Origin of the sequence: Nocardioides rotundus (genome assembly GCF_019931675.1) — a bacterium.
Lineage (GTDB): Bacteria > Actinomycetota > Actinomycetes > Propionibacteriales > Nocardioidaceae > Nocardioides > Nocardioides rotundus.
Genome location: NZ_CP082922.1, coordinates 1499324 through 1517025 on the forward strand (window position 1 = coordinate 1499324; position 17702 = coordinate 1517025).

Sequence of the window (17702 nt, forward strand, 5' to 3'; positions counted from 1 at the left end):
ATGGGTGTTCATCGCCGGATTCCCCGCGGGCCCGTGGGGCACGAACTGCTACGTCGTCGCGACCGAGCCGGGCGCCGAGTGCGTCATCGTGGACCCCGGGAAGGATGCCGCCGAGGGCGTCGCGCAGGTCGTGCGCGAGCACCGGCTGAAGCCAGTCTCGGTGCTGCTCACCCACGGCCACCTCGACCACATGTGGTCGGTGACCCCGGTGGCGGGGACGTACGACGCCACCGCGTGGATCCACCCCGGAGACCGGCACCTGCTCACCGACCCGCTGGCCGGGATGAGCGCCGACACCCGCGCGATGCTCCCGCAGCTGCTGGGGGACAGCAGCGCCCGGTGGGCCGAGCCCGACGACGTCCGCGAGATGGCCGACGGCCAGCGGCTCCAGCTGGCCGGGGTCGACTTCACCGTGGACCACACACCCGGCCACACCGAGGGATCGGTGACCTTCCGGACGCCGTACCCCGACCAGGATGAGGTCCGCGAGCTGATGTTCTCCGGCGACCTGCTCTTCGCCGGCTCCATCGGCCGCACCGACCTGCCCGGCGGCGACCATCCGACGATGCTGCGCAGCCTGCGCGACAAGGTGCTCACGCTGCCCGACGACATCGTCGTGCTCCCCGGCCACGGGGAGCAGACCTCCATCGGGCGCGAGCGCGCGACCAACCCCTACCTGCTGGAGCTCGCCGGCGGCGACTCCGCGGGACGCGTCACCCGAGGACTGTGAGAGATGAGCAAGATCGGCCCGCTCAGCGGGTTCCCTGAGCTGCTGCCCGCCCAGCGGGTGATCGAGCGCGAGGTCGTCGCCTCGCTGGCCGACACCTTCGAGCTGCACGGCTTCGCCAACATCGAGACCCGCGTGGTCGAGCCGCTGGACCGGCTGGCCAAGGGCGGGGATATCGACAAGGAGATCTACGTGCTGCGCCGGCTGCAGGCCGACGACAGCGCCTCGGACTCCGGCCTGGGCCTGCACTTCGACCTGACCGTCCCGTTCGCGCGCTACGTCCTCGAGCACGCCGGCCACCTGGAGTTCCCCTTCCGGCGCTTCCAGATCCAGCCGGCCTGGCGCGGCGAGCGGCCGCAGGAGGGCCGCTACCGCCAGTTCACCCAGGCCGACGTGGACATCGTCGGGCGCGACGAGCTGCCCTTCCACCACGACGTCGAGGTGATGCGGGTGATGGTCGACGCGCTCGACCGCCTGCCGATCCCGCCGGTCTCGTTCCAGTTCAACAACCGCAAGCTGATCCAGGGCTTCTATCGGGGCCTCGGCCTGCCCGACCTCACCGCCGCGATCCGCACCATCGACAAGCTGGACAAGCTGCCGGCCGAGGAGGTCGCGCGGCTGCTGGTCGAGGACGCCGGCGCCACGCTCGAGCAGGCGCAGCGGTGCCTGGAGCTCGCCACGATCCGCACCCCGGACACCTCCTTCGTCGAGCAGGTCCGCGCGCTCGGCGTCACCGACGAGCTGCTGGAGGAGGGCCTGGCCGAGCTCGAGGCGGTCGTGGCCGGCTGCGCCGCCGTACCCCGCACCAAGGTCACCATCGAGGCCAACCTGCGCATCGCCCGCGGCCTGGACTACTACACGGGCACGGTCGTGGAGATCTTCATGTCCGGCTACGAGCGGCTGAAGTCGGTCGGCGGGGGAGGACGGTACGACGCCCTCGCCTCCGACGGGCGCACCACCTACCCCGGCGTCGGCGTCTCCTTCGGGGTCTCCCGGTCGCTGATCCCGCTGATCGCCGACGGGGTGCTCACCGGCAGCCGAGCGGTGCCCAGCGCCGTACTCATCGCCCTCACCGACGAGGCGTCGCGGCCCGCCTCCGATGCGGTCGCCACCGCCCTGCGCGCCCGCGGCATCCCGTGCGAGGTGGCCGCGAGCCCGCAGCGGTTCGGCAAGCAGATCCGGTACGCCGAGCGCCGCGGCATCCCGTTCGTCTGGTTCGCCCAGGACGACGACACCCACCAGGTCAAGGACATCCGCAGCGGCGACCAGACCGACGCCGACCCCGACGGCTGGACGCCTCCCGCCGCCGACCTCCGACCCCGCACCCTCACCAAGGAGCAGCAGTGATCCGCACCCACGACGCCGGCACCCTGACCGCCGCGAACGTCGGCGAGACCGTCACCCTGGCCGGATGGGTCGGGCGCCGCCGCGACCACGGCGGCGTGGCGTTCATCGACCTGCGCGAGGCCAGCGGGATCGCCCAGGTGGTGATCCGCGACGAGGAGGTCGCGCACAGCCTGCGCAGCGAGTACGTCCTCAAGGTCACCGGCGAGGTGCAGCGCCGCCCGGAGGGCAACGAGAACCCCAACCTGCCCTCCGGGGAGATCGAGGTGATCGCCACCGACGTGGAGGTGCTCTCACCGTCGGCGGTGCTGCCGTTCCCGATCGACGAGCACGTCGAGGTAGGCGAGGAGGCGCGGCTGCGCCACCGCTACCTCGACCTGCGCCGCCCCGCCCCGGCCGCAGCGATCCGGCTGCGCAGCCAGGTCAACAAGGCTGCCCGCGACGTGCTCGACGCCGACGGCTTCGTGGAGATCGAGACCCCCACGCTGACCCGCTCCACCCCCGAGGGCGCTCGCGACTTCCTGGTGCCGGCGCGGCTGCAGCCGGGCAGCTGGTACGCCCTGCCGCAGAGCCCGCAGCTGTTCAAGCAGCTGCTCATGGTCGCCGGGATGGAGCGCTACTTCCAGATCGCGCGCTGCTACCGCGACGAGGACTTCCGCGCCGACCGGCAGCCGGAGTTCACCCAGCTCGACCTGGAGATGAGCTTCGTCGACCAGGACGACGTGATCGCGGTCGCCGAGCAGGTGCTGGTCGCGCTGTGGCGGCTCATCGGGCACGAGATCTCCACCCCGATCCCGCGGATGACCTACGCCGACGCGATGGCCCGCTACGGCACCGACAAGCCGGACCTGCGGTTCGGCCTGGAGCTGGTCGACTGCACCGACTACTTCGCCGACACGGGCTTCCGGGTCTTCCAGGCGCCGTACGTCGGCGCCGTGGTGATGCCCGGTGGCGGCTCGCAGCCGCGGCGCCAGTTCGACGCCTGGCAGGAGTGGGCCCGCCAGCGCGGGGCCAAGGGCCTCGCCTACGTCACCGTCGGCGAGGACGGCACCCTGGGCGGCCCGGTCGCCAAGAACCTGTCGGAGTCCGAGCTCGCCGGGCTCGCCGCCCACACCGGCGCCAACCCGGGCGACGCGATCTTCTTCGCCGCCGGCCCGGTGAAGTCCTCGCGTGCGCTGCTGGGTGCCGCGAGGCTGGAGATCGCCCGCCGCGGCGACCTGATCGACGAAGGCGAGTGGAGCTTCGTCTGGATCGTGGACGCGCCGCTGTTCGAGCCCGCCGACGACGCCACCGCCGCGGGCGATGTCGCGGTCGGCTCGGGCGCCTGGACCGCCGTACACCACGCCTTCACCTCGCCGCAGGATCTCGACGCCTTCGACGCCGACCCCGGCAACGCGCTCGCGTGGGCCTACGACATCGTCTGCAACGGCAACGAGATCGGCGGCGGGTCGATCCGTATCCACCGCGAGGACGTGCAGAAGCGGGTCTTCGCCGTGATGGGCCTGGACGAGGCCGAGGCGCAGGAGAAGTTCGGGTTCCTGCTCGAGGCGTTCAAGTACGGCGCCCCGCCGCACGGCGGCATCGCGTTCGGCTGGGACCGGATCGTGGCGCTGCTGGCCGGCGCCGACTCGATCCGCGAGGTGATCGCGTTCCCCAAGTCCGGCGGCGGATACGACCCGCTGACCCAGGCCCCCGCGCCGATCACCCCCGAGCAGCGCAAGGAGGCCGGGGTGGACGCCAAGCCGAAGTCCGCCTCCGACTCCGGTCGCGACACCCGTCGCCCGTCGGTGCCTGAGCCGTCCGCGCCCGAGCCGGGTGGCGACGGCTCGTAGGCTGAACCGCGTGGAGGGTCTCTTCGAGGTCCCGGACCAGCCCGCCTCCGACCCGGGTGCGGGCTCGCTGGGCGCCAACACGCACGCATCCGCGCCGCTCGCGGTGCGGATGCGTCCGCGCACCCTCGACGAGCTCGTCGGGCAGGACCAGCTGCGGGCACCGGGGTCGCCGCTGCGCCAGCTGGTCGAGGCCGACCACGCCATGTCGCTGCTGCTGTGGGGCCCGCCGGGCACCGGCAAGACCACGATCGCCTCGATCGTCAGCCAGCAGACCAACCGCCGCTTCGTCGAGGTCTCGGCGGTCGCTGCCGGGGTCAAGGAGGTGCGCGCCGCGATCGACGGCGCCCGCCGCGAGCTGGTGCGCGGCGGCCGGGAGACCGTGCTGTTCGTCGACGAGGTGCACCGCTTCACCAAGGCGCAGCAGGACGCGCTGCTGCCGGGTGTGGAGAACCGCTGGGTCACGCTGGTCGCGGCCACCACGGAGAACCCGTTCTTCTCCGTCATCTCGCCGCTGCTGTCGCGCTCGCTCCTCCTCCGGCTGGAGTCGCTCACCGACGACGACGTGCGCGCGGTCCTCGACCAGGCGCTCGCCGACGATCGCGGGCTCGGGGGCGCCGTCACGGTCGCCGACGACGCACTGGCGCACATCATCCGGCTGGCGGGCGGCGACGCACGGCGCTCGCTGACCTACCTGGAGGCGGCGGCGCGGGCGGCCGGCTGGTCCCCGGGAGCCGAGGGGCCCTTCGAGGTGGACCTGTCGATGGCCGAGACCGCGGCCGACCAGGCGGCGGTGCGCTACGACCGGCAGGGCGACCAGCACTACGACGTCACCTCGGCGTTCATCAAGTCGATCCGGGGGTCGGATGCGGATGCGGCGCTGCACTACCTGGCCCGGATGATGGAGGCAGGGGAGGACCCGCGCTTCATCGCCCGGCGGCTGGTGATCCTGGCCTCGGAGGACATCGGGCTCGCGGACCCGACCGCGCTGACCACGGCGGTCGCCGCCGCGCAGGCGGTGCAGCTGATCGGGATGCCGGAGGCGCGGCTCAACCTGGCCCAGGCGGTGATCGCGCTCGCGGTGGCGCCGAAGTCCAACGCGGTGATCAAGGCGATCGACGCCGCCTCGGCGGACGTCCGGGCGGGCAAGATCGGCACCGTGCCCTCCTACCTGCGCGACGCCCACTACGGTGGGGCGAAGGACTTGGGCCACGGCAAGGGCTACAAGTATGCCCACAACCACCCCTACGGCATCGCCGAGCAGGACTACGCCCCCGAGCCCGTCCGCGACGCGGAGTACTACCAGCCCACCGGGAACGGCGCCGAGGCCGGCGTGAAGGAGCGCTGGGAGCGGATCCGCCGGATCGTCCGGGGGAAGTAGCGGACGGTTCCCCGGCCCACCGGGTAACCGTGCGCTTGTCGGCCGAGGTTTCAGCCGACCAGCGGCAGTTTTCCCTGAGAAGCCCCCCGGGCATGGCGCCTGAACGGCTGCCGCGGCTGCGGACCCCTAGGCTGTCGGCATGGACGATGTGACGGGGGAGTTCGAGGACGACCTGGAGGAGCCCGAGCGCCCACAGGTGTGGCATGACTATCGGATGAGTCACTCGATCAACGTCGCTTGGCTCGGGTACGACGTCACACTCGCCCAGATGGACGCGCTGGAGGACTCGTGGGACCGGCTGGTGGTGCTCGACGAGTGGCGCCACTGGGTCGAGCAGTACCTGATCCCACCCTCGCCGTTCCTCTACCTGGCCGTCCGGGACGAGATCGACAAGCGCACGCTGAGGAAGACCAGCGACGGGGCGTCGTTGAACCTCCCCGCCGCCGAGCTGACCGTGGCCGAGGCCGAAGGTCGTCTGGAGGACCTCTACCTCGGCGTGATCCGCGACCTGTACCGCAAGTGGGCCGAGAAGCGGGACTTCCCGCCGCCGCCGGATCTCCCACCGTCCGACACCTAGATCAGCGGCAGCGGTTTCCAGAACGGCCATGCCGGGCCTGATCGTCTACGAGCCCATCGGGGAGCGACCGAGTTGGGGCGTCATCCTGAACTCGTCGTGCTGGCCGACCCCGAGGGGAACGAGCTGTGCATCGAACGGTGATGCGGGGCTAGACGCGCCGACCCCCAGCCGAGTTGCCGCTGCCTGACAGCTAGACGAGGACGACGTTCCCCAGGACCGCCATGCCCAGCACGATCGCCAGGATGGCGAACGGAAGGACCACCCAGCCGATCAGCTCGTCGACGACGCCCTTCGCCCGACTCCGTGGGGTGGGGCAGTCGCGGCACATGGCCTTGAGCATATGTCTCTGATCCGTGCCGCGTGGCCCCGTCAGGCCCCGGCTCACGGGCGCCGCGCGGAGCCGAACTGGCAGAACCTGACTCCCGCCGCCGCGCCGAGCGGGGCGTCTGCCCGACGCGGAGGGTTCTGCCAGTGCGGCTACGAGCGGCCGATGCCGCGCCCCGCGATAGGGTCGGCAGCCGAGGACGCACGAGCACGAAGGAGCACAGCAGAGATGGAGACCGCGGAGATCCGGCGCCGATTCCAGGCCCACTTCGCCGAGAACACCTCGGTCGGCGAGCACACGGTGGTGCCGTCGGCATCGCTGCTGCTCGACGACCCCACGCTGCTGTTCGTCAACGCGGGGATGGTGCCGTTCAAGCCCTACTTCCTGGGGCAGGAGAGCTCGCCGTACACCCGCGCGACCAGCGTGCAGAAGTGCATCCGCACCCCCGACATCGAGGACGTCGGCAAGACCACGCGACACGGCACGTTCTTCGAGATGTGCGGCAACTTCTCCTTCGGCGACTACTTCAAGGAGGGCGCGATCGAGCTCGCCTGGGAGCTGATCACCAAGCCGATCTCCGACGGCGGCTTCGGCCTGGACGAGAAGCTGCTCTACCCCTCGGTGCACGTCGACGACGCCGAGGCGGTGGCGCTGTGGCGCAAGATCACCGGGCTGCCCGACGAGCGGATCATCCGGCTGGGCAACAAGGAGAACTACTGGTCGATGGGCGTGCCTGGCCCCGGCGGGCCGTGCTCGGAGATCCTCATCGACCGCGGCCCGTCCTACGGCCCTGACTTCGACCCCGCGAAGATCGGCCCGGACATGCCGACCGAGATCGAGGACCGGCTGCTGGAGTTCTGGAACCTGGTCTTCATGCAGGACGAGCTCTCCGCCGTCCGCTCCAAGGCCGACTTCGACATCGCCGGCTCGCTGCCGAAGAAGAACATCGACACCGGCATGGGCCTGGAGCGGGTGGCCTACCTGCTGCAGGGCGTCGACAACATGTACGAGATCGACGTCATGTTCCCGGTGATCCAGAAGGCCGAGGAGCTCACCGGGAGGAAGTACGGCGCCTCCGCGCCCGACGACGTCCGGTTCCGCGTCGTCGCCGATCACGTCCGCTCGAGCATGATGCTGATCAGCGACGGGGTGACGCCGGGCAACGAGGGTCGCGGCTACGTGCTGCGGCGGCTGCTGCGCCGCGCCGTACGCTCCATGCGCCTGCTCGGCGTCGAGGACCCCGTGCTGCCCGAGCTGATGCCGGTCTCGCGGGACAAGATGGCGCAGACCTACACCACCCTCAACGACACCTGGGGCCGGATCTCCTCGGTCGCCTATGCCGAGGAGGAGGCCTTCCGCTCCACGCTGAAGGCGGGCACCCAGATCTTCGACCTGGCCACCACCGAGGTGAAGAGGTCCGGCGGCACGATGCTGTCCGGCGACCGCGCGTTCGCGCTGCACGACACCTACGGCTTCCCGATCGACCTCACCTTGGAGATGGCCTCCGAGCAGGGGCTCAGCGTCGACGAGGAGGGCTTCCGCCGCCTCATGGGCGAGCAGCGGGACCGCGCCAAGGCCGACGCCCGCGCCAAGAAGGGCGCACACGCCAACACCGGCGCCTACCGCGAGGTCGCCGACAGCCTCGGGGCGCCCGTGGAGTTCACCGGCTACGACGGCACCGTCTCCGAGGGCCAGGTCCGGGGCATCGTCTCCGGCGGCTCGGTCGTGCCGAGCGCCGTCACCGGCGACGAGATCGAGCTGGTGCTGGACCGCACCGCGTTCTACGCCGAGGGCGGCGGCCAGCTCGCCGACCAGGGGATCATCGAGCTCGGCAACGGCGCTCAGGTCGAGGTCGTCGACGTGCAGTCGCCGATCTCCGGGCTGATCGTGCACAAGGCGATCGTCCGGGACGGCGAGGTCACCGTCGGCACCCCGGCGCAGGGGATCGTCGACGTCGCCCGCCGCCGCTCGATCTCCCGCTCCCACACCGCGACCCACATGGTGCACAAGGCGTTCCGCGAGGCGCTGGGGGAGACCGCGACGCAGGCGGGCTCGGAGAACGCGCCCGGCCGCTTCCGCTTCGACTTCTCCTCCACCGGCTCGGTGCCCACGTCGGTCATGGAGGACGTCGAGGCGAGGGTCAACGACGTGGTCCTCGACGACCTGGCCGTGCACGCGGAGTACATGTCCCAGGACGAGGCCGTCCGCTCCGGGGCGATGGCGCTCTTCGGGGAGAAGTACGGCGACACCGTGCGGGTCATCTCGGTCGGCGACTGGGCCCGCGAGCTCTGCGGCGGCACGCACACCGAGCGCTCGGGTCAGCTCGGCGTGATCAAGCTGCTCGGCGAGTCCTCCATCGGCTCCGGTGTGCGCCGGGTCGAGGCGCTGGTCGGCGGCGACGCCTATCGCTTCCTGGCCCGCGAGCACGTGATCGTCAACCAGCTGGCCGATGCGCTCAAGGCGCGCCCCGAGGAGCTGCCCGAGCGGGTCGGCTCCATCGTGGAGAAGCTGCGGGCCGCGGAGAAGGACCTGGAGAAGGTGCGGGTCCAGCAGCTGCTCGCCGCGGCCGGGGCGCTCGCCGAGGGCGCCGTCAAGGTCGGCCGGGTCAACCTGGTCGCGCACCGCGCGGACGGGGCCGGCGGGGGCGACGTACGCACCCTGGCGCTCGACGTCCGCGGCCGGCTGCCGCAGGGCGAGCCCGGCGCCGTGGTCGTCATCGGCAACGCCGACGGCAAGGTGTCGGTCGTCGCCGCGGTCAACGACCAGGGCCAGGGCGCCGGCGTGTCCGCCAACGAGCTGGTCCGCGCCGTCGGACCGCTGGTCGGCGGCAAGGGCGGCGGCAAGGCCGACGTGGCTCAGGGCGGCGGCAGCGACGCCTCTCGGATCGACGAGGCACTCGCGCTGGTGTCGACCGAGGTGGCCCGGATGGCCGGCGCCTAGTGCGTCACGGCACCCGGCTCGGCATCGACCCCGGCGACGCCCGGATCGGCGTCGCGCGCAGCGATCCGACCGGCTTCCTGGCGACGCCGCTGGAGACGGTCCGCCGCGGCCGCGGCGACACCCGCCGCATCCGGGAGCTGGTCAAGGAGCTGGAGGCGGTCGAGGTGGTCGTCGGGCTGCCGCGGTCGCTGTCCGGCGGCGAGGGCCCGGCGGCGGAGAAGGTGCGCCGCTTCGCGGCCGCTGTGGCGCGTCAGGTTGATCCGGTGCCGGTGAGGCTGTGGGATGAACGCCTGACAACGATTTCCGCGGAGGCGATCCTCCGGGAGCAGGGCAGACGGGGGGCCGACAGGAGGGCAGTGGTGGACATGGCGGCAGCCGTGGTGATCCTCCAGCACGCCCTCGACACCGAGCGCAACACCGGGGCGGCACCCGGTGAGATCGTCGAGGCCAGCCGATGACGAACCTGACCGACGAGGACTACGACGAGGCCGTGCCTCCCGAGCAGGAGCCCCGCCGCCGACGCGGGACGGCCGGCTGCATCGCCGTCCTGGTGGCGTTGGCCGTGATCGTCGGTCTCGGGCTCTTCGCCGTGACCCAGGGCCGCGCGTTCCTCGAGGACCTCGTGGGCTCCTCCTCCGGCGAGGACTACCCCGGGCCCGGCAAGGGCCGCGTGCTCTTCGAGGTCAGCGAGGGCGACTCGGTCGCCCAGATCGGCCGCAACCTCAAGGCCGAGGGCGTGACCGCCTCGGTCGACGCGTTCCTCACCGAGGCCAACCAGGACGCGAACGCCGAGGGCATCCAGGTCGGCTTCTATGAGCTGAAGAAGCAGATGCCGGCCGCGGACGCCCTCGAGGTCCTGGTGAATCCGGACAACCTGATGCTCGCCCAGGTCACCATTCCCGAGGGGCTGCGGGTGGTCGACATCGTCGACCGGCTGGTCGAGGACACCGACTTCCCGCGGAAGGCCTACGAGAAGGTCCTCGACAACCCCGACGCGATCGGGCTGCCCGACTACGCCGACGGCAACCCCGAGGGCTACCTGTTCCCCTCGACCTACGACATCGGGCCCAAGGACAAGCCGCGCGACATCCTCACGAAGATGGTCGACCGTTGGCGGGAGGCGGCCGAGGACGCCAACCTGGAGCAGCGGGCTCGGGCGATGAACAAGACGCCCGCCGAGCTGATGATCATCGCCTCGCTGATCGAGGCCGAGGGGCGCGGCGACGACATGCCGAAGATCTCACGGGTGATCTACAACCGGCTCGACGGCCCCGGCGACAAGGGCGGCACCAACGGCACGCTGGGCATCGACGCCTCCAACGCCTACGGCCTGGGCAAGTCCGGCACGACCGCCCTGAGCTCGGAGGAGCTGGCCGTGGACACGCCGTACGACACGCGGCGCAAGCCCGGCCTCCCGCCGACGCCGATCGAGGCGCCGGGCGACGCGGCGATCGACGCGGCGGCCAACCCGGCCGACGGGCCCTGGTACTACTACGTGACGGTCAACCTGGCCACCGGGGAGACCAAGTTCTACGAGGACTACCAGGGCTTCCTGGAGGGCCGCGACGAGTACCGCGCCTACTGCGAGACGTCGGACGCCTGCTGATGCGGAGGGTCTGCGGGGTGCTCGGCTCACCGATCGGGCACTCGCTCTCACCCGTGCTGCACCGCGCCGGCTACCGCGCGGTCGGGCTGGACTGGACCTACGACGCTCACGAGGTTTCCTCCGGTGAGCTGCCCGCCTTCCTGACCCGGCTGGACGACTCCTGGCGCGGCCTGTCGCTGACCATGCCGCTCAAGCGGGAGGCGCTGCCGCTGGCGGCGGTCGTGTCCGACGTCGCGCGTGCCGCGGGGGCGGCGAACACGCTGGTACGCCGGGACGACGGCACCTGGGCCGCGGACAACACCGACGTCCCCGGCCTGGTGGCCGCGCTGCAGGAGCGCTGGCCTTCGCCGGTCGAGCGGGCGGTGATCCTCGGCGGCGGCGCCACCGCGGCCTCGGCCCTGCTGGCGCTGGCCACGACCGGGTGCCGGGAGTTCACCCTCGCGGTGCGCGACCCGGGCCGCGCGGCCGACACCCTGGAGGTGGCCGAGCGGCTGGCCGACCCGGTCGACGTACGGATCGTCGGGCTCGGCGACGACGCGGCCGCCGACCTGGTGGTGTCCACCATCCCCGCCGACGCGCAGACGCCGGAGCTGCTGGCCGCCTATGCCGCCGTACCCGTCGTGTTCGACGTCGTCTACGACCCGTGGCCGACGCCCCTCGTGGCGGCCAACGGCAACCGGGTGGTCGTCACCGGGCTGGACCTGCTCGTGCACCAGGCGGCGCTGCAGTTCACCATGTTCACCGGGCTGCCCGCGCCGCTGCGAGAGATGCGCGACGCCGGTCGGACCGCGCTGGCCTGAACGCCAGCATGGGGGCCCGCGGGGCCCTAGACTCCGGCACCGTGGACCCGGTCTGGAGTGGTACGGCGGCCCTCGCCGGCGCCCTCGGCGGGCTCGCCGTCCCCTGGCTGCTGCGCCGGCTCCCGGACCCCGCCCCGGAGGTCCCGTGGGCGCCGGACCCGGAGCACGCGATCCTCGCCGCGCGGCGCGGCCTCCCGCTGCGCTGCGCCCTGGCCGGGCTGGTCAGCGGTGGCGTCCTGGGTGTCTTCCTCCCGGCCCCCTGGCCGCTGTTGCTGTGGCTGACCCTGGTGCCGTTCGGCATCCTGCTCGCGGTCGTGGACTGGCACACCAAGAAGCTGCCGCGCCGGGTCGTCCTGCCGATGACCGCCTACGCCCTGGTGGTCATCGCCGTCGTCGAGCTCGCCGCCGGCGACTCGGGGACCCTGGTCCGCGCGGTCGTCGGGATGCTGGTCGCCCGGAGCGTGATCTGGCTGCTGTGGTTCATCCGCTCGGCCGGCATGGGCTTCGGCGACGTCCGCCTCACCGCGCTGTTGGGGCTGCTGCTCGCCCAGGTCGGCGTGGGCGAGGCCGTCGTCGGCCTCTACTCCGCGTTCCTGCTGTTCGGCATCCCCGGTGTCCTGCTGGCGATCGTGCGGCGCGACCGGCAGGTCCTGCGGACGGCCTACCCCTTCGGGCCGTTCCTGCTGGCCGGCGCCCTGGTGGGCGTCGCGGTGGGTGCGCCCGCCTGGCGCGGTCTCATGGGAGGGTGAGGGTGCGGCCCTCGGGGGTGGGGATGGGAAACTGTCCGGCATGCTGCGCTGGCTCACCGCCGGGGAGTCCCACGGACCCGCCCTGGTCGCGATCCTGGAGGGGCTGCCCGCCCACGTCCGGGTGACCTCCGACGACATCGCCGACTCGCTCGCCCGCCGCCGTCTCGGCTACGGCCGCGGCGCCCGGATGAAGTTCGAGCAGGACCAGGTCCGCTTCCTCGGCGGGGTCCGGCACGGGGAGTCCCAGGGCGGCCCGGTCGCGATCGAGGTCGGCAACACCGAGTGGCCGAAGTGGGAGCGGGTGATGGCGGCCGACCCGGTCGACCCCGACGAGCTCGCCTCGCTCGCGCGCAACGCCCCGCTGACCCGGCCGCGGCCCGGTCACGCCGACCTGGTCGGCATGCAGAAGTACGACTTCGACGAGGCCCGCCCGATCCTCGAGCGCGCCTCCGCCCGCGAGACCGCGGCCCGGGTCGCGCTGGGCCGGGTGGCCTCGAACTTCCTCGAGCAGGCGGTCGGCATCCGGATCGTCTCGCACGTCGTCGAGCTCGGCGGCGTCAGCGCCCCTGCGGGCGTCGTACCCCTGCCCGAGGACGTCGAGCGGCTGGACGCGGACCCGGTGCGGGTGCTCGACCCGGACGCGAGCGCCGCGATGGTCGAGCGGATCGACCAGGCCCACAAGGACGGCGACACCCTCGGCGGCGTCGTCGAGGTGGTGGCGTACGGCGTCCCGCCGGGCCTCGGCTCGCACGTGCACTGGGACCGGCGGCTGGACTCCCGGCTGGCCGGGGCGCTCATGGGGATCCAGGCGATCAAGGGCGTCGAGCTCGGCGACGGGTTCCGCACCGCCGCGACCCCCGGGTCGCAGGCGCACGACGAGATCGTGCCGACCGACGACGGGATCCGCCGGGTCACCGGTCACTCCGGCGGCACCGAGGGCGGCATGTCCACCGGCGAGCTGCTGCGGGTGCGGGCGGCGATGAAGCCGATCGCCACCGTGCCGCGGGCGCTGCGCACGGTCGACGTCACCACGGGCGAGGAGGCCGTCGCGCACCACCAGCGGTCCGACGTGGCCGCCGTACCCGCCGCCGGGATCGTCGCCGAGGCGATGGTCGCACTGGTGCTCGCCGACGCGGTGCTGGAGAAGTTCGGCGGCGACTCGGTGGCTGAGACCCGGCGCAACGCGGAGTCCTACCTGGCCGCGCTGAGGCACCGGTGAGCGCGGGGGAGCGCGCGGTCGAGACCCGGCCGCGGGTGGTGCTGGTCGGGCCGATGGGTGCCGGGAAGACGACGGTCGCCGGCCTGCTCGGGCAGGCGTGGGGGGTCGCCGTACGCGACACCGACCACGACGTCGAGGCCGGGGCCGGGCGGAGCATCTCCGAGCTGTTTGTTGACGAGGGCGAGGCGCACTTCCGGGCGCTGGAGCGCGACGCGGCCGCCCGCGCGCTCGCCGACCACGAGGGCGTGCTGGCGCTCGGCGGCGGCGCGGTGCTCGACCCCGAGACCCGCGAGCGGTTGGCCGGGCACCGGGTGGTGTTCCTGCGTGTCGGGCTGTCCGACGCGGTGAAGCGGGTCGGGCTCGGCTCCAGCCGACCGCTGCTGCTGGGCAACGTGCGCGGCACGATCAAGAAGCTGCTGGACGAGCGGACGCCGATCTATGAGTCGGTCGCGACGCTGGTGGTCGAGACCGACGGGCGTACGCCGGACGAGGTCGCCGCGGAGATCGTGGAGGCGCTCGATGACTGAGGACGCGACGGTCCTGCACGTCGGCGGCGCGAGCCCCTACGACGTCGTGGTCGGCCACGACCTGCTCGACCGGCTGCCCGCGATGCTCGGCGATGAGGTGCAGCGGGTGGCGCTGCTGTTCCCGGGTGCGCTCGGGGGACTGGCCGAGCCGGTGCTGGAGACCCTGGTCGAGCACTACGACGTGCTCGCCCTCGGGCTGCCGGACGGCGAGCAGGCCAAGTCGGCCGCGGTGGCCGCGGACTGCTGGGAGGCGCTGGGGGAGCGCGGCTTCACCCGCTCCGACGCCGTGGTGACCGTGGGGGGCGGCGCGACGACCGACCTCGGCGGCTTCGTGGCCGCGACCTGGCTGCGCGGAGTGCGGGTCGTGCACGTGCCGACGACGGTGCTCGGGATGGTGGACGCCGCCGTGGGCGGCAAGACAGGGATCAACACCGGGGCGGGGAAGAACCTGGTCGGCTCCTTCCACGAGCCGGCCGGGGTGCTGTGCGACCTGTCGCTGCTCGCCGACCTCCCCGAGGCGGAGCTGGTCGCCGGGTTGGGTGAGGTGGTCAAGTGCGGCTTCATCGCCGACCCGGGGATCCTCTCGCTCGTCGAGTCCACCGACCCCGCCACCTTGACCTACGACTCGGGCGTGCTGCGCGAGCTCGTGGAGCGCGCGATCCGGGTCAAGATCGACGTGGTCGTCGACGACCTGACCGAGACCGGGGGCGCCGACGGCCATCCGGGCCGCGAGGTGCTCAACTACGGGCACACGCTCGCGCACGCGATCGAGCGGGTCACCGACTACGCGGTGCGCCACGGCGAGGCGGTGGCGATCGGTTGCTGCTATGTCGCGGAGCTGGCGGTCCGGGCCGGGTCGCTCGCGCCGGAGGTGGCCGACCGGCATCGCCGTACCTTCTCCCGGGTCGGGTTGCCCACCACCTTCTCGGGCGCCGCGTTCGACGACCTGCTCGCGGCGATGCGGGTGGACAAGAAGACCCGCGGCGACCAGCTGCGGTTCGTGGTGCTGGACGACGTCGCGCGGCCGCGGGTGCTGGCCGGGCCGCCGGAGTCGGCGCTGCGGGAGGCGTACGACGCGATCGCGGTCACCGACGAGGGGGAGCGGACATGAGGGTGCTGGTGCTGAACGGGCCGAACCTGGGGCGGCTGGGCCGTCGCCAGCCGGAGATCTACGGGTCGACCACGCATGCCGAGCTGGCCGACCTGTGCGTGGGCTGGGGCGCCGAGCTCGGGCTGGAGGTCGAGGTGCGGCAGACCAACTACGAGGGCGAGATGGTCGACTGGCTCAACGCGGCCGCCGACGAGGAGATCCCGGTCGTGCTGAACGCGGCGGCGTGGACGCACTACTCGCTGGCGATCTATGACGCCTGCGCGCAGCTGGTCGCCCCGCTGGTCGAGGTGCACATCTCCGACCCGAAGCAGCGGCCGGAGGAGTTCCGGCACACCTCCTATGTCGAGCCGCACGCCACTGCGACCGTCGCCGGCCAGGGGATCGAGGGGTATCGGCAGGCGCTCGCCCTGGTGGCCGGCCGGGCCTGAGCCGGCCGCGTCGCCTTCCGGTTCGCGGGTGCTGGCTTTTCTTCAGCAGTCGCAGAACCTTTCGTCGCGCGGGTGCGTAGGAGTAGGTATGGGAAGAGGCCTCGGGGGAGCGTCCGCGGACGCCGAGTTCGACGACTTCGTCGTGGCGGTCTGGCCGAGCCTGGTGTGGTCGGCGTACCTGTTGTGCGGTGACCGCGGTACGGCGGAGGACCTGGCGCAGTCCAGTCTGGCCCGGATCTACGCCCGATGGTCGACGGTGCGACGCACGAGTGCGCAGGCATATGCGCGCCGGACCCTGGTCAACCTCAACACGGATCGGATCCGACGACACCGGCCGACCACCTCGTTGGAGGAGGCTCCGGAGAGGGCCCGGGTCGAGACCGCTGCGGAGGTCGTCGACGACCGGGACCTCGCCGTGCGGCTGCTGGCGCCGTTGACCCAGCGCGAGCGCCAGGTGCTGGTGCTCCGGTATGTCTACGACCTGACCGAGGCACAGGTCGCCGAGGAGCTCGGGCTCGCAGTGGGCACGGTGAAGAGCGCCCATGCCCGGGCTCTGTCCCGGGTGCGGGCCGAGGGGAGGGCACAGCGACGACTGAGCGCGGCGGCGGCGACAAGGGGCTGCACGACCTGTTGGCTCGGCCGGCGGACTGGGACCCGGGGAGGCCGGATCTCGCCGCGATCAGGGCCGAGGCACGGCGGCGCGCTCGGCGGCGTACGTCGATCGCGCTGCTCGCGGCGGCGAGCGTCGTGCTCGCGGTCGCGGGCGCCGGTCTTGCGTCCCAACTGCCCGACGAGCATCGGCAGGCCGACTCGAAGCGAGCCGACAAGGCCGGATCCAACGGCTTCATGGATGAGCGCAAGCTCATCCGCGATCGCGAGAAGCTGATCCGCTTCGCCCTGGACGAGTACCCAGGGGCCCGGCGCATCGGGGACCTCGGGGTCTTGATGCCCCCGTCGGTGGACCAAGGGGAGATCGACCGATTCGACCGGGCCTCAGTGATGGGACCGGTCGCCCGTCTGGGGGTGCAGGCATACCTGCCCATCGCGAGCGCGGGGAACAGGATCCCCCCCTGGCTCCAGATCAGCAACGAGCTGGTCGCGGCGGACTCTCCGAGCTCCATCGCTCCGCTTCTCGTCGACCGAGGGCCCATGCTCATCGGCTGCACCGGGCGCTCGGGAGGGCCGAAGTCGCCCTGCCGGACGACAACCCTGCTCTTTGAGGAGGGCTCCGTGATGGGCACGTACGTGGGGTTGGGTGGCCGCGGCTATCTGCAGCCCGGCAAGCCGACCCAAGTCTTCGTCATCCCCACGATCGCGGACGGCAAGGCTCAGCAGTTGGTGGTGGCCGGGGTCGGCGGTGTGGCCGAGCGAGCCGACGTCGTCACGGCCGAAGGTCGTCGACTCGATGTTGCGGTGGATGCGGATCGGGTCGCTCCCGGCGCGACGTTGGCCTGGACGGTCCTGCCGGAGGCTCCGCGGCGGATCACGTTCTACCGCGCCGACGGCTCGGTCCTGGACGACCATGCCGTGCAGGCCTGCTCCGGTGGTGTCGACTGCGAGGTGCGATAGGCGGGGTCAGGTGCCGTCGTACGCCCGCTGCAGTTCCGCGACGTCGATCTTCCCCATCGTCAGCATGGCCTGGCAGACCCGCTGGTTGGCCGCGGTGCTGTAGTCGCCGGACAGCTCCTCGAGTTCGCGGGGGATGACCTGCCAGGAGATGCCGAACCTGTCCTTGCACCAGCCGCACGGGCCGGGCTCGCCTCCGTCGGCGGTGAGGATGTCCCAGTAGCGGTCGACCTCCTCCTGGCCGTCGACGCGCAGGTAGAAGGAGAACGCCTCGTCGAGGTGGAACTGCGACCCGGCGTTGAGACCGATGACCTCGTGGCCGGCGAGGGTGAACTCGACCACCTCGGCGACGGCGTTCTCGGGCCCCGTGCGGGCGGTGATCACCCGGGTGACGGCCGAGTCCGGGATGTTCTCGGCGTAGAACTTCGCTGCCTCGACGGCGTTGCCGTCGCCGAACCACAGGTGCGTGCGTACCGATGCCATGGGCCACTCCTCAGGGTGCGGCTCCGAGGCTACTCGTCTGCGGGCCATGGGGGTGGCATGTCCGGGCATGCCGACGGCCCCACCGGGGCG

General features: G+C 72.2%; 17 protein-coding genes and 1 pseudogene. 16 read left to right on the forward strand and 2 right to left on the reverse strand.

The annotated features are described in order from the left end of the window. Positions 1-4 precede the first annotated feature (4 nt). The 5 genes from K8W59_RS07475 to K8W59_RS07495 all read left to right on the forward strand — a co-directional run bounded on the left by K8W59_RS07475 (position 5) and on the right by K8W59_RS07495 (position 5858). A complete protein-coding gene (locus K8W59_RS07475; RefSeq protein WP_223399107.1) occupies positions 5-730 on the forward strand; it encodes an MBL fold metallo-hydrolase in 726 nt (241 codons plus the stop codon). Between the two features lie 3 nt (positions 731-733). Further along, a complete protein-coding gene (gene hisS, locus K8W59_RS07480; RefSeq protein ID WP_223399109.1) occupies positions 734-2074 on the forward strand; it encodes a histidine--tRNA ligase in 1341 nt (446 codons plus the stop codon). Further along, positions 2071-3903 carry an aspartate--tRNA ligase gene (gene aspS / locus K8W59_RS07485; protein ID WP_223399111.1) on the forward strand — a complete coding sequence of 611 codons (1833 nt, stop codon included), beginning with the start codon at positions 2071-2073 and terminating at the stop codon, positions 3901-3903. The genes hisS and aspS overlap by 4 nt, the downstream gene beginning before the upstream one ends. 10 nt (positions 3904-3913) lie before the next feature. Continuing rightward, the gene (locus K8W59_RS07490; RefSeq protein ID WP_223399114.1) at positions 3914-5281 is read left to right on the forward strand and encodes a replication-associated recombination protein A; all 1368 of its coding nucleotides are present in this window, start codon (positions 3914-3916) and stop codon (positions 5279-5281) included. Between the two features lie 139 nt (positions 5282-5420). Beyond that, the gene (locus tag K8W59_RS07495; RefSeq protein WP_223399117.1) at positions 5421-5858 is read left to right on the forward strand and encodes a hypothetical protein; all 438 of its coding nucleotides are present in this window, start codon (positions 5421-5423) and stop codon (positions 5856-5858) included. A 190-nt stretch (positions 5859-6048) separates the two neighbouring features. Here the strand turns inward: K8W59_RS07495 and K8W59_RS07500 are convergent, their stop codons facing one another. Continuing rightward, positions 6049-6186: a hypothetical protein gene (locus K8W59_RS07500; RefSeq protein WP_223399126.1), complete on the reverse strand. Its 138-nt coding sequence runs from the start codon at positions 6184-6186 to the stop codon at positions 6049-6051. 225 nt (positions 6187-6411) lie between these two features. Here K8W59_RS07500 and alaS point away from each other — a divergent pair, with 225 nt between their 5' ends. From alaS to K8W59_RS07555, 11 genes and pseudogenes are all read left to right on the forward strand, one after another. Then, complete coding sequence (gene alaS, locus K8W59_RS07505) at positions 6412-9123, forward strand: alanine--tRNA ligase (protein WP_223399129.1); 2712 nt, start codon at positions 6412-6414, stop codon at positions 9121-9123. Beyond that, positions 9123-9581 (forward strand): Holliday junction resolvase RuvX, encoded by a 459-nt coding sequence (gene ruvX, locus K8W59_RS07510; protein WP_223399139.1) that lies wholly within the window; start codon positions 9123-9125, stop codon positions 9579-9581. Before alaS ends, ruvX begins: the two co-directional genes overlap by 1 nt. Further along, complete coding sequence (mltG, locus tag K8W59_RS07515; RefSeq protein ID WP_223399149.1) at positions 9578-10729, forward strand: endolytic transglycosylase MltG; 1152 nt, start codon at positions 9578-9580, stop codon at positions 10727-10729. The genes ruvX and mltG overlap by 4 nt, the downstream gene beginning before the upstream one ends. Before the next feature lie 17 nt (positions 10730-10746). Beyond that, a complete protein-coding gene (locus tag K8W59_RS07520) occupies positions 10747-11529 on the forward strand; it encodes a shikimate dehydrogenase (protein WP_263283296.1) in 783 nt (260 codons plus the stop codon). A 41-nt stretch (positions 11530-11570) separates the two neighbouring features. Beyond that, entirely contained in the window at positions 11571-12278 is a 708-nt protein-coding gene (locus tag K8W59_RS07525) for a prepilin peptidase (protein WP_223399154.1), read from the forward strand. A gap of 40 nt (positions 12279-12318) precedes the next feature. Next, the gene (aroC, locus tag K8W59_RS07530) at positions 12319-13497 is read left to right on the forward strand and encodes a chorismate synthase (protein ID WP_223399156.1); all 1179 of its coding nucleotides are present in this window, start codon (positions 12319-12321) and stop codon (positions 13495-13497) included. Beyond that, positions 13494-14024, forward strand: coding sequence for a shikimate kinase (locus K8W59_RS07535; RefSeq protein ID WP_397195950.1), 531 nt, complete (start codon positions 13494-13496; stop codon positions 14022-14024). Before aroC ends, K8W59_RS07535 begins: the two co-directional genes overlap by 4 nt. Beyond that, a complete protein-coding gene (gene aroB, locus K8W59_RS07540; protein ID WP_223399158.1) occupies positions 14017-15135 on the forward strand; it encodes a 3-dehydroquinate synthase in 1119 nt (372 codons plus the stop codon). Before K8W59_RS07535 ends, aroB begins: the two co-directional genes overlap by 8 nt. Then, positions 15132-15563, forward strand: coding sequence for a type II 3-dehydroquinate dehydratase (locus tag K8W59_RS07545; RefSeq protein WP_223399161.1), 432 nt, complete (start codon positions 15132-15134; stop codon positions 15561-15563). Before aroB ends, K8W59_RS07545 begins: the two co-directional genes overlap by 4 nt. Positions 15564-15651: 88 nt before the next feature. After that, positions 15652-16119: pseudogene (locus K8W59_RS20285) on the forward strand (SigE family RNA polymerase sigma factor); the annotation flags it as partial. A gap of 191 nt (positions 16120-16310) precedes the next feature. Then, positions 16311-17132 (forward strand): hypothetical protein, encoded by an 822-nt coding sequence (locus tag K8W59_RS07555; RefSeq protein ID WP_223400083.1) that lies wholly within the window; start codon positions 16311-16313, stop codon positions 17130-17132. 6 nt (positions 17133-17138) lie between these two features. On the opposite strand, the gene K8W59_RS07560 is transcribed toward K8W59_RS07555, so the two are convergent. After that, the gene (locus K8W59_RS07560) at positions 17139-17612 is read right to left on the reverse strand and encodes a VOC family protein (RefSeq protein ID WP_223399164.1); all 474 of its coding nucleotides are present in this window, start codon (positions 17610-17612) and stop codon (positions 17139-17141) included. Positions 17613-17702 lie beyond the last annotated feature (90 nt).

Bases quoted from the DNA above. Each gene is read 5' to 3' on its own strand.
- K8W59_RS07545 (WP_223399161.1), top strand. From the start codon at position 15,132: ATGAGGGTGCTGGTGCTGAACGGGCCGAACCTGGGGCGGCTGGGCCGT.
- aroB (WP_223399158.1), top strand. From the start codon at position 14,017: ATGACTGAGGACGCGACGGTCCTGCACGTCGGCGGCGCGAGCCCCTAC.
- K8W59_RS07495 (WP_223399117.1), top strand. From the start codon at position 5,421: ATGGACGATGTGACGGGGGAGTTCGAGGACGACCTGGAGGAGCCCGAG.
- alaS (WP_223399129.1), top strand. From the start codon at position 6,412: ATGGAGACCGCGGAGATCCGGCGCCGATTCCAGGCCCACTTCGCCGAG.
- K8W59_RS07500 (WP_223399126.1), bottom strand. From the start codon at position 6,186: ATGTGCCGCGACTGCCCCACCCCACGGAGTCGGGCGAAGGGCGTCGTC.
- aroC (WP_223399156.1), top strand. From the start codon at position 12,319: ATGCTGCGCTGGCTCACCGCCGGGGAGTCCCACGGACCCGCCCTGGTC.
- mltG (WP_223399149.1), top strand. From the start codon at position 9,578: ATGACGAACCTGACCGACGAGGACTACGACGAGGCCGTGCCTCCCGAG.
- K8W59_RS07560 (WP_223399164.1), bottom strand. From the start codon at position 17,612: ATGGCATCGGTACGCACGCACCTGTGGTTCGGCGACGGCAACGCCGTC.
- hisS (WP_223399109.1), top strand. From the start codon at position 734: ATGAGCAAGATCGGCCCGCTCAGCGGGTTCCCTGAGCTGCTGCCCGCC.